Source organism: Bacillota bacterium, from assembly GCA_040757085.1.
In the GTDB taxonomy this organism is placed as follows: domain Bacteria; phylum Bacillota; class Sulfobacillia; order JACIYH01; family JACIYH01; genus JACIYH01.
This window is the reverse complement of sequence record JBFLXJ010000002.1, coordinates 39349-49860: the sequence shown is the minus strand read 5'-3', so window position 1 is coordinate 49860 and position 10512 is coordinate 39349. Positions and strand designations below refer to the sequence as shown.

Genomic DNA, 10512 nt, shown 5'->3' with positions numbered 1-10512 from the left:
ATCTCCTGTGCAGGTGGTCAGGAATGGGGGCGCGGTGCCCCCGGGGAGATGGTACCATGAGTGAAGCGCGTGAAAACGTGGTTGTGCCGGGCGAGGTGTGGCTCGGGGCAGGGGGTGAGGGCGCCGTACCGCTGGGGTCGGTGCTGGTGGTGGGGGCGGGGATCGCCGGCATGCAGGCGGCCCTGGACCTGGCTTCTGCCGGCTTCCTGGTCCACCTGGTCACGGCGGAGCCCTCCATCGGGGGGCGCATGGCGCAGCTCGACAAGACCTTCCCCACCAACGACTGCGCCATGTGCCTGCTGGGGCCCAAGATGACGGATTGCCAGAACCACCCCAACATCGTACTCCACACCATGAGCACCCTGGTGGGGCTGGAAGGCGAGGCCGGTAACTTCCGGGCTCTGGTGAAAGAACAGGCCCGCTACGTGGACGTGCGCCAGTGCACGGGTTGCGGCGATTGCGCCTCGGCGTGCCCCGTGACCGTCAGGGATCGCTTTAACCTGGGCCTGGCCGAGCGTAAGGCCATCTACAAGTATTTTCCCCAGGCGGTCCCCAACGCCTATGCCATCGAGAAGCGGGGGACCCCGCCCTGCCGAGCTACCTGCCCGGCCGGATGCAACGTGCAGGGGTACGTGGCCCTCATTGCGCAGGGCAAGTTCCGGGAGGCCCTGGAGGTGGTGCGGCGCCGGCAGCCCTTTGCCTCCATCTGCGGGCGGGCCTGCCACCACCCCTGCGAATCCGAATGCAACCGGGGCCAGTTCGATGAGCCCCTTTCCATAGCGGTGTTGAAGCGGGCGGCTGCCGACTACGGCTGGTACGACGAGCCCCAGTTACCCTCCACCTGGCGGGATGAGAAGGTGGCGGTGGTGGGGGCAGGCCCGGCCGGTCTGGCCGCTGCCCTGGACCTGGCGCGGGAGGGGTACCGGGTTGCTGTCTTTGACGCCCAGCCGGCCCCCGGCGGCATGCTGCGTTCGGCCATCCCCGAGTACCGGCTGCCGGCCGCCCTGGTGGAGAAGGAAACGGCCTGGATCCTCTCCCACGGGATGGAGTTCCGGGGCAACACCAGGCTGGGCACCGACTTCTCCCTCGACGACCTCTTCGCCCAGGGCTACCGGGCCGTGTTGCTGGCCCTGGGCACTCCCAAAGGACGGGGACTTGCCATCCCGGGCACAGGTGGCCCGGGCGTGGAACTGGCCCTGCCTTTCCTGAACCGGGCCAAGCTGGGGCCGCGTCCCCAACTCGAGGGCCGGGTGGTGGTGATCGGGGGAGGCAACGTGGCGGTGGATGCCGCCCGCTGCGCCCGCCGGCTGGGGGCATCGGCCGTGGCCATGGCCTGCCTGGAGTCGCGCGCGGAGATGCCCGCCCACCCCTGGGAAATAGAGGAAGCGGAAGAAGAGGGCATCCAGATCCACACCTCGTGGGGTCCCGTGGAGGTGGTGAGGGAGGGCGACCGCATCCGCGGCGTGCGCCTGCGCCGGTGCACCCGGGTGTTCGACGAGCAGGGCCGCTTCCGGCCCGAGTTCGATGATTCCGTGCAGACGTTCCTGGAGGCCGACCACGTCATCCTGGCCATCGGCCAGGCCCCCGATGCCGGGTTCCTCTCCGCGCAGGGGGTGGAACTGGATGCCCGCGGCTTCATCGCCGCCGATCCCGTGACCCGGGCCACGTCCCGGCCGGGCGTGTTTGCCTGCGGGGACGGGGCGGGCGGGAAGCCGTCCATTGTGGATGCGGTGGCGGATGGGCACGAGGCGGCGGAATCCATCCGGCGGTACTTGCAGGGGCTGGACCTGCGCGCGGGGCGGGTCGCCCCCCGGTCCGAAAAGCTGGGTCCGCCGGAGGGAGTCCTGGTGCAGGCCACGCCCCGACTCAAGCAGCGCCTGGCGTCGCCCGCAGAGCGGGTGCAGGACTTCCGGGAGGTGTACCTGGGGTACACGCCCGAGGAAGCCCAACGGGAGGCTTCTCGCTGCCTGAACTGCGGCATTTGCTCCGAGTGCCTGCAGTGCGTGTCCGCATGCAAAAAGCAGGCCATTGACCATACCCAGCAGACCCGCGTCGTGGAGATCCCGGTGGGGGCCGTGATCCTGGCCCCCGGCATGGGGCTCTTTGAGGCGGAAGGTGCCCTGGAGTACGGCTGGTCGGTGTACCCCAACGTGCTCACCAGCATGGAGTTCGAGCGGTACCTTTCCGCTACCGGGCCCACGGCGGGGAAGGTGGTGCGGCCTTCGGACGGAAAGCGGCCGCGGCGGGTTGCGTTCATCCAGTGTGTGGGATCGCGGGACACCGCCTGCGCCGAGTACTGCTCGGCCGTGTGCTGCATGTACACGGCCAAGGAGGCCATCATCGCCCGCGAGCACGACCCCGACATCGAGCCCACCGTGTTTTACCTGGATCTGCGCGCCTACGGCAAGGGGTTTGACCGCTACATCGAGCAGGCCAAAGCCCACGGAGTCCGCTACGTGCGCAGCATGATCTCGGCGGTCAAGGAAGACCCTGTCACCCGCAACCTCATTATTCGCTACTGGTCAGGCCAGCGCCTGGAGCAGGAGGAGTTTGACCTGGTGGTGCTGGCAGTGGGGGCGCGGCCGCCGGCGGGGGCACAGGAGCTGGCGAGGGCGGCGGGGATCGAACTGGACGAGTACGGTTTTGCGCGCACCGACCCCGTTTTCACGGCCCTTTCTACCCGGCCGGGGGTGTTCCTGGCCGGGGCGTTTGCGGGTCCCCGCGACATTCCCGAGAGCCTGGTGGGGGCATCCGCGGCTGCTGCCTGCGCGCACGCGCTGCTCGCGCCGGGCCGGGGTACTCAGGTTACCCCCAAGACCTATCCTCCCGAGCGGGACGTGCGGGGCGAGGAGCCGCGGGTGGGGGTGTTCGTGTGCAGGTGTGGTATCAATATCGGGGGCGTGGTGGACGTCCCCGCCGTGGTGCAATTTGCCGCCGGCCTGCCCGGGGTGGCCCACGCCCAGGAGTTCACGTACACCTGCTCCCAGGACAGCCTGCAGCGCATCCGGGAGGCCATCGCAGAGAAAGGACTCAACCGCGTGGTGGTGGCTTCCTGCTCCCTGCGCACCCACCAGTCCCTCTTTCGGGAGACCCTGCGTGAGGCTGGCCTCAACCAGTTCCTCTTCGAGATGGCCAACATCCGCGACCAGTGCTCGTGGGTGCACCGGGAGGTCCCCGATGCTGCTACCGAGAAGGCCAAAGACCTGGTGGCCATGGCGGTGGCCAAGGCCCGCACACTGACCCCGCTCACCATGCAGGCGGTACCCGTGGTGCAGAAGGCTCTCGTCATCGGGGGCGGCCCGGCCGGGATGGCCGCCGCCCTGGCCCTGTCCGCCCAGGGTTTCCCCTGCTACCTGGTGGAGCGCTCCGACCGCCTGGGCGGCCAGCTCCTGCGCCTGCGCCGCACCATCGAAGGGCAGGATGTGGCTGCCTTGCTGGCGGATCTCGTGGGGCGGGTGATGGAGGACCCCCGTATCACCGTGTTTACGCAAGCCGAGGTGGCGGAGGTCTCAGGTCACCAGGGGCACTTCACCACCCGCCTGCGCCTGCCTGGTGGGGAGGTGACGGTGGAGCACGGCTGTGTCCTGGTGGCCACCGGCGTGGAGGAGTACCGGCCCGGCGCTTACCTGTACGGCCAGGACGACCGGGTGTGCACGGTCACCGAACTGGAAGGCCAGCTCGCCACCCTGGAGCGGGAAGGTTCCCGTCCGCCCTGGAGGCAGGTGGTGTTCATCCAGTGCGTCGGTTCGCGGGATGCGGAGCGGGCGTATTGCAGTCGGGTGTGCTGTGCCCAGACCCTGAAGAACGCGCTGTGGCTCAAGCGGCTGGCGCCCCGCTGCCACGTGGTGGTTCTCTATCGCGATATGCGTTCGTACGGGTTCCTTGAGAAGTACTACCGCGAGGCCCGCTCCCTGGGGATCTCCTTCCTGCCCTACCCCGACGACGCACCGCCGGTGCTGCAGAAAGAGGAGGAGCGGCTCTGGCTGGGCACGGTGGATTCGGCCTCCGGGCGCCGCATCGAACTCCATCCCGATCTGGTGGCCCTGGCCACCGCCGTGGTGCCCGCTTCGGGGGCAAAGGAACTGGCTTCCCTGCTCAAGGTCCCCCTGGGCGAGGGCGGGTTCTTCCTGGAGACCCACATTAAGATGGGCCCCCTGGACTTCCCCTCGGCGGGGATATACCTGTGCGGTGGGGCCCACTGGCCCAAGTCCCTGCAGGAGGCAATCTCCCAGGCCCAGGGGGCGGCGGCGCGGGCCGCGGTGGTGCTGTCCAAAGAGTCGCTCTGGGTGGGGGGCGTGGTGTCGGTGGTGGACGAGTCCCGGTGCGCGGCCTGCCTGACCTGCGTGCGGGTCTGCCCGTACCACGTACCCTTCATCAACGCCCGCGGGGTGGCCCAGATCGAGGCCGTGCAGTGTCAGGGATGCGGCATGTGCGCGGCAGAGTGCCCGGCACGGGCCATCCAGTTGGGCAACTACCGGTTCGACCAGATGGAAGCCAAGCTGGCGGGCCTGCCGTAGCGGCGGTGCCAGGCGACGCGGTCGTCAGGAGGTGGAACAGTGTCCGCGAACGACGGTGCCGAAGCTATCCCTGCCCCGGCCGCCGCGGGACCGGCAGGCACCGGACCGGAGCAGGCCCAGGCCCGGTTCGAGCCCAAGATCGTGGCGTTCTGCTGTTACTACTGCGCGTATTCGGCGGCCGATCTGGCCGGTTCCATGCGCCTGCAGTACCCGCCCAACGTGCGACTGATCGAGGTGCCCTGCAGCGGGCGGGTGGATCCCGCCCTGCTGCTGCGGGCGCTGGAAGAGGGAGCGGACGGGGTGTACGTGGCCGGGTGCATGGAAGGAGATTGCCACTTCCAGCAGGGTAACATCAGGGCCAAGAGGCGTGTGGGCGCGATCAAGAAACTGCTTTCCCAGATCGGCTGGGAGCCGGAGCGGGTGGAGATGTACAACGTGCCTGCCTCCGACGGAGCCCGTTTTGCCCAGGTGGCCCGTGAATTCACCGAGCGCGTCAGGCAACTGGGACCCAACCCCGCGCGGGCGAAGAAGGTGAGAGCGTGATCATAGCGGAGCAGAAACCCATCCCGGAAATAGCGGCCCAGGTGCGCCAGTGCACGCGAGTGCTGGTGCTGGGGTGCGGGGGATGCGTCACCGTGTGCCAGGCGGGGGGCGAGAAGGAAGCGGAGATCCTGGCCTCGGCCCTGCGCCTGATGGCCGCGCGGGAGGGCTGGGACACCGCCTTCGACAGCGCCGCCGTCACCCGCCAGTGCGATCCCGAGTATCTGGACGCCATCGCCAAAAAGGTGGCGGAATACGACTGCATTCTCTCCCTGGGATGCGGGGTGGGGGTGAACTTCCTGGCCGAGCGCTTCCGCCGCACCTGGGTGGTGCCGGGTTTGAACACCAAGGGGGCGGGCGCCACCCTGGAGGCCGGCGTGTGGGAGGAGAGGTGCCTGGCATGCGGCGATTGCATACTGCACCTCACGGGGGGCATCTGCCCCATCACGCGCTGCTCCAAGAGCCTGCTCAACGGCCCCTGCGGGGGTTCCCAGGGAGGCAAGTGCGAGATATCCCCCGAGGTGGCCTGCGGGTGGCAACTCATATATGACCGCCTGAAGGAACTCGATCGGCTCGACCTTCTGCTCGAGCTCAGGGAGCCCAAAGACTGGTCGCGGACCCACGACGGCGGTCTGCGCCGGGTGGTGAAGGAGGAAGCCCGGCTATGACTGGTAACGGGTGTAAGACGGAAAGCCGGCTGGAGCGCGTCCTGCGGGAGGGCCACTTCGCCGTCACCGCCGAGGTGGGTCCCCCCAAGAGCGCCTCTTCCAAGGGGATCTCCCGCCACGCGGCGGCCATCAAGGAGGTGGCCGACGCCATCAACCTCACCGACAACCAGACCGCCATCGTGCGCCTGTGCAGCCTGGCTGCGGCCGTGCACGTGATGGCGGCCGGGGGCGAGCCGGTCATGCAGGTCACCTGCCGGGACCGCAACCGCATCGCCATCCAGTCGGACCTTCTGGGTGCGTACAGCCTGGGTGTGCGCAACGTCCTCTGCCTCACCGGCGACCACATCAGCTTCGGTAACCATCCCCAGGCCCGCACCGTGTACGACCTGGATTCCGTCCAGCTCGTGAGACTGGTGCACGACATGCGGGAGTACCGGCGTTTCCAGAACGGTGAGGAGATCAAGGTGGCACCGCCCCGCTTCTTCATCGGGGCGGCGGAAAACCCCTTTGCCGACCCGGTGGAGTTCCGGGCCCTGCGGCTGGCCAAAAAGGTGAAGGCGGGCGCTGACTTCATCCAGACCCAGGCGGTGTTCGACGTGGATCGCTTCGCCCGCTTCATGCAGGTGGTGCGGGACATGGGGTTGCACGAGCAGGCGTTCATACTGGCCGGTATCGTCCCCACCCGGTCCGCCAAGGCCCTCGAGCGCACCGCCACCGTGCCTGGCATGGTGGTGCCCCAGGAACTCATCGACCGCATGAGGTCGGCCACCGATCAGGAAAAGGAAGGCGTGGCCATCGCGGTGGAGTTGATCGCCCGCCTGCGGGAGATCCCCGGGGTGCGCGGCGTGCACATCATGGCCATCGCCTGGGAGGAAATCGTCCCCGAAATAGTGAAGGAAGCGGGCCTGCTTCCCCGCCCCCGGGTGGAGGTGGCTGCCCCCGCCTAGACCATGCGGATGGCCTTGAGAGGGCACGTGACGGCGCATTTGGCGCAGCCGCGACACATGGCCACCTGGTACGGTACTTCGTAAGGACTATCCTGCCTGAGGATGCGGGTGGGGCAGGCGCGGGCGGCCACGCAGATGCCGTCTTCACATGAAGCTGCGTTGCACTTAGCGGGATCCACGACTGCCGTCGCTTTGGGCATGCCGAACCGCCCCCCGGGGGGTATTATATCCGCATCAGGGCTGCTCGAGGAGGGGCGTGGGCGTTTTTTACCTTCCCGGCTGATACCCGCCACCATGGGCGGCCACGACCAGTCCCGACTGGCGCCCCCAGTTTGATTTCAACGTAGCTGAGGTGGTGGCGCTGGGGCGGCTTCCCCATCTGGCCCCCTGGTCAGGGGAGGGACCCGCTGACCGGCAGGCAGTGGCGCGGGCCCTGGAACTCACCGGTACCGCATCCCTGGCCGGACGGCTGCTCAGTGCTTTGAGCGAAGGGGAGAAGCAGCGGGTGATGATCGCCCGGGCCCTGGCCCAGGAACCTGCACTGCTGTTGCTGGATGAACCCACCTCGCACCTGGACATTGCCCGCCAGATCGAAGTCCTGTCACTGTTGTCCCGGCTCAGCCGGGAGCGGGAGATGACCGTCCTGGGAGTGATGCATGACCTCAACCTGGCGGCGGCCTGGTGCGACCATCTCCTCCTGCTGCACGAAGGACGCGTCTTCGCCAGCGGTGCTCCCGAGGAGGTACTCACCCAGGAGGTGGTCCGGCGCGTCTATGGGGCAGAGGTGCTGGTGCTGAGGCATCCGGGGTCTGGATCTCCCTACGTGGTGCCCGCCCTGCCTGCCCGCAGCAGGGCCAGTGCCGAGGGGTCAGGGGTGGGCAGTTCCCGGGCTGGCCGGGCGAACAGGTAGCCCTGGGCCAGGTCGACCCCCGCCGCGAGCAGGATTTCCACCTCGCCGGGGTCTTCCACGCCCTCCGCCACAGTGATGCAGCCCAGGCGACGGGCCAGGTGGGCCAGGGTGTCAACGATGACGCGGCGGGGCGGGTCGCGGTGGCAGTTTCTGACCAGGTACCCATCGATCTTGACGTAATCGGGCTGGAGTTCTATCAGGGTGCGCAGGCTGGAGTATCCGGATCCCACGTCGTCGAGAGCCACGGTGTAGCCGCATGCCCGCACCCTGGCGAGAGCCTGGCGCAGGCGTCCGGGGTCCGAGGAGGCCGACCTTTCCGTCAGTTCCAGGGTCACCTGTTGGGGGCCCAGGCCGGCCTCCTTGAGGGCGTGGCCGATGTGTTGCAGGTCAAAGGCAGGATCGTCCAGCGCCCTGGGGTCCACGTTCAGGAAGAGCTTCAATTCCCCGAGACGCCCCCGCAATCCGGTGATGGCCTGGCGGTGACACAACAGTTCCAGGCGTCCCAGCAGGCCGTACTTCTGGGCGAGGGGGAAGAGGGTCAGGGGTCCTTCCCAGTGGCTGCCACCAGGCCCGCGGGACAGGGCTTCGTAGCCCACAACCCGGGCTTCGTTGAGGCAAATGATGGGCTGGTAGACGCTATGTATCCGGCCCTCTTCCAGGATGGCCAGGATTTCCTGCCGCGAGAGGAAGTCCTCCAGGCCCATGTCCGACTTGGCCATGAGGACGGCCTCCTTCATGGCCTCGTAGATGAGCCGGTCCATGCGACCGTCCGGGCTGGGCCGGATCTCTGCGTAACCCAGGTGGACGGTGAGCCTGCGGTCGAGTGGTAGGTCCCATGCCGCTGCGTTGAGGCACGTTTCCACCAGTTGCCGCAGTCTTTCCAGGTCCGGGCCGAGGGTTTGTTTGTCCCCCGGATTGGGGAAGAAGAGCAGGAAGTCATCGCCTCCGGTGGTGCAGGGTATGATCCCCGTGGCCTTGCCCAGCCGGAGGGGCGCATTGCTCAGCACCTGTCGCAGAGCGGCCAGGATGGCATCCCCCATGCTGCTGCCGTGCTTCTCCTGTACAGATGAGAAGTCAACCAGATCTATGAATACCAGGCCCAGTACCGGGTGGCGCCTCGCTATTTTCGCCAGGCGAGGGATGACTTCGGCCAGAGCAGGTACCTGCATCCCCGCGGCTTCCCTCCTGACCCCCAATAACTATTATCGGGCGGGCGGGGCTCGGCCTCTAGGTCCCGGTCGAGGGTGCTGCCCGCTGCGGACGCCTAGGGCGAGGCCCCGGGAGCGTGTTTTCCGGCGTCTGGAAGCAGGAGGGGGCAGGGAGGTGTCGAATGTCTCTTTGGTGGCCTGCCGCCTGGCAGGACCCTGGATTTCCTGGTGGCGCGCGGGCGTGATTGATCTGCGGGCATGTCAGGCAGTCTGGTTCCCGGCCGGATGGGGCAAGGGGGGAAGCGCATGAGGGAAGTGGACGTGGCTCAGGTAGCGGAAGCGGTCGCCAGGTTGTGCCAGGAAGCCAACATGGACCTGGGCGAGGATGCCTTCGCGGCACTGGAGAGGGCGCTGGAGCAGGAAGAGTCGCCGGTGGGGAAGGACATCATCGGGCAGTTGATTGAGAACGCCCGCCTGGCGCGCAAGGAGTGGGTACCCATGTGCCAGGACACGGGTGTGGCCGTGGTGCTGGTGGACGTGGGTCAGGACGTGCATGTGGTGGGCGGGTCGCTTGAGGATGCCATCAATGCCGGGGTGCGCAAGGGTTACAAGGAAGGTTACCTGCGCAAGTCGGTGGTGGGAGATCCGTTTGAGCGCAAGAACACGGGTGACAACGCCCCGGCGGTGATCCACTACCGGGTGGTACCGGGAGATAAGCTGAAGATCACGGTGCTGCCCAAGGGCGCCGGTTCTGAGAACATGAGCGCGCTCAAGATGCTGACTCCCGCCGATGGCCTTGAGGGTGTGATGGATTTTGTGGTGCAGGTGGTCGATGAGGCGGGATCGAACCCCTGTCCCCCGATCATAGTAGGTGTAGGGGTGGGTGGCACCATGGAACAGGCGGCCCTGCTGGCCAAGCGGGCGCTGGCCCGGCCGGTGGGCCAGCCTCATCCCCGGCCCGAGATCGCGGGGATTGAGGAAAAGCTGCTGGAACGGATCAACCGGCTGGGGATAGGGCCGCAGGGTCTGGGCGGCCGGGTGACGGCGCTGGCGGTGCACATGGAGGTGTATCCCACCCACATTGCCTGCCTCCCGGTGGCGGTGAACCTGCAGTGTCACGCGGCCCGGCACAAGGAAGCGGTGCTGTGACTCCGGCGGAGGAGGAGAGAGCCGTGTCTTTGAAGCAGGTGACGACGCCCCTTACCGATGAGGTGGTATCGGGTTTGCGGGCGGGGGACCGGGTGCTGATCTCCGGTTATATTTACGCGGCGCGGGATGCGGCACACAAGCGGTTGTACGATCTTTTGCAAAAGGGTGAGGAGTTGCCGTTTGACGTCCGGGGGGCGGTGGTTTACTACGTGGGGCCCACCCCGCCCAAGCCTGGTCAGGTGATCGGGTCGGCGGGTCCCACCACTTCCGGCCGGATGGACCCGTACACGCCGGCATTGATCCGGGCTGGGTTGAAGGGGATGATTGGCAAGGGTCTGCGTTCTGAGGCGGTCAAACAGGCCATGCGGGAGTACGGGGCGGTGTATTTTGCCGCCGTGGGGGGAGCGGGTGCGCTGATTGCGCGCAGCATCGTGGATTCGGAAGTGGTGGCGTATGAGGATCTGGGCGCGGAGGCGATCAGGCGCCTGCGGGTGGAGAACTTCCCCGTGGTGGTGGTGAACGACCGTTACGGTGGTGACCTGTACGAGGAGGGTAAGATCCGTTACCGTCTGGAGTGAGCCCGGGTGCCCCGCGGGGCTGCAGGGTTTGCGTGCGGGGGCTGCTCGGGTGGTG

The 10512-nt window shown here is 67.5% G+C and carries 9 protein-coding genes; 7 read left to right on the top strand and 2 right to left on the bottom strand.

The features are described 5' to 3' along the window. Nucleotides 1-56: 56 nt before the first annotated feature. The 4 genes from AB1446_00535 (at nt 57) to AB1446_00520 (ending at nt 6672) form a co-directional block, all read left to right on the top strand. Entirely contained in the window at nt 57-4517 is a 4461-nt protein-coding gene (locus AB1446_00535) for an FAD-dependent oxidoreductase (GenBank protein ID MEW6545389.1), read from the top strand. A 66-nt stretch (nt 4518-4583) separates the two neighbouring features. Next, on the top strand, nt 4584-5060 hold the full coding sequence (locus AB1446_00530) for a hydrogenase iron-sulfur subunit (protein MEW6545388.1): 477 nt from the start codon (nt 4584-4586) through the stop codon (nt 5058-5060). After that, nucleotides 5057-5725, top strand: coding sequence for a methylenetetrahydrofolate reductase C-terminal domain-containing protein (locus AB1446_00525; GenBank protein ID MEW6545387.1), 669 nt, complete (start codon nt 5057-5059; stop codon nt 5723-5725). Before AB1446_00530 ends, AB1446_00525 begins: the two co-directional genes overlap by 4 nt. Further along, nucleotides 5722-6672 carry a methylenetetrahydrofolate reductase gene (locus AB1446_00520; protein MEW6545386.1) on the top strand — a complete coding sequence of 317 codons (951 nt, stop codon included), beginning with the start codon at nt 5722-5724 and terminating at the stop codon, nt 6670-6672. Before AB1446_00525 ends, AB1446_00520 begins: the two co-directional genes overlap by 4 nt. On the opposite strand, the gene AB1446_00515 is transcribed toward AB1446_00520, so the two are convergent. Continuing rightward, a complete protein-coding gene (locus AB1446_00515; GenBank protein ID MEW6545385.1) occupies nt 6669-6872 on the bottom strand; it encodes a hypothetical protein in 204 nt (67 codons plus the stop codon). The two genes, AB1446_00520 and AB1446_00515, sit on opposite strands and share 4 nt — an antisense overlap. A 155-nt stretch (nt 6873-7027) precedes the next feature. Between AB1446_00515 and AB1446_00510 the strand changes: the two genes are divergently transcribed. After that, nucleotides 7028-7582, top strand: a complete 555-nt coding sequence (locus AB1446_00510; protein ID MEW6545384.1) for an ABC transporter ATP-binding protein — start codon at nt 7028-7030, stop codon at nt 7580-7582. On the opposite strand, the gene AB1446_00505 is transcribed toward AB1446_00510, so the two are convergent. Next, the gene (locus tag AB1446_00505; GenBank protein ID MEW6545383.1) at nt 7492-8751 is read right to left on the bottom strand and encodes a GGDEF domain-containing phosphodiesterase; all 1260 of its coding nucleotides are present in this window, start codon (nt 8749-8751) and stop codon (nt 7492-7494) included. The two genes, AB1446_00510 and AB1446_00505, sit on opposite strands and share 91 nt — an antisense overlap. A gap of 285 nt (nt 8752-9036) precedes the next feature. Here AB1446_00505 and AB1446_00500 point away from each other — a divergent pair, with 285 nt between their 5' ends. Both AB1446_00500 and AB1446_00495 read left to right on the top strand, forming a co-directional pair. Continuing rightward, nucleotides 9037-9879: a fumarate hydratase gene (locus tag AB1446_00500; GenBank protein MEW6545382.1), complete on the top strand. Its 843-nt coding sequence runs from the start codon at nt 9037-9039 to the stop codon at nt 9877-9879. Continuing rightward, entirely contained in the window at nt 9876-10457 is a 582-nt protein-coding gene (locus AB1446_00495) for a Fe-S-containing hydro-lyase (GenBank protein MEW6545381.1), read from the top strand. The genes AB1446_00500 and AB1446_00495 overlap by 4 nt, the downstream gene beginning before the upstream one ends. Nucleotides 10458-10512 lie beyond the last annotated feature (55 nt).

Excerpts from the sequence above, each read along its gene's own strand:
- AB1446_00520 (MEW6545386.1), top strand. The coding sequence starts at position 5,722 with ATGACTGGTAACGGGTGTAAGACGGAAAGCCGGCTGGAGCGCGTCCTG.
- AB1446_00515 (MEW6545385.1), bottom strand. The coding sequence starts at position 6,872 with ATGCCCAAAGCGACGGCAGTCGTGGATCCCGCTAAGTGCAACGCAGCT.
- AB1446_00535 (MEW6545389.1), top strand. The coding sequence starts at position 57 with ATGAGTGAAGCGCGTGAAAACGTGGTTGTGCCGGGCGAGGTGTGGCTC.
- AB1446_00500 (MEW6545382.1), top strand. The coding sequence starts at position 9,037 with ATGAGGGAAGTGGACGTGGCTCAGGTAGCGGAAGCGGTCGCCAGGTTG.
- AB1446_00505 (MEW6545383.1), bottom strand. The coding sequence starts at position 8,751 with ATGCAGGTACCTGCTCTGGCCGAAGTCATCCCTCGCCTGGCGAAAATA.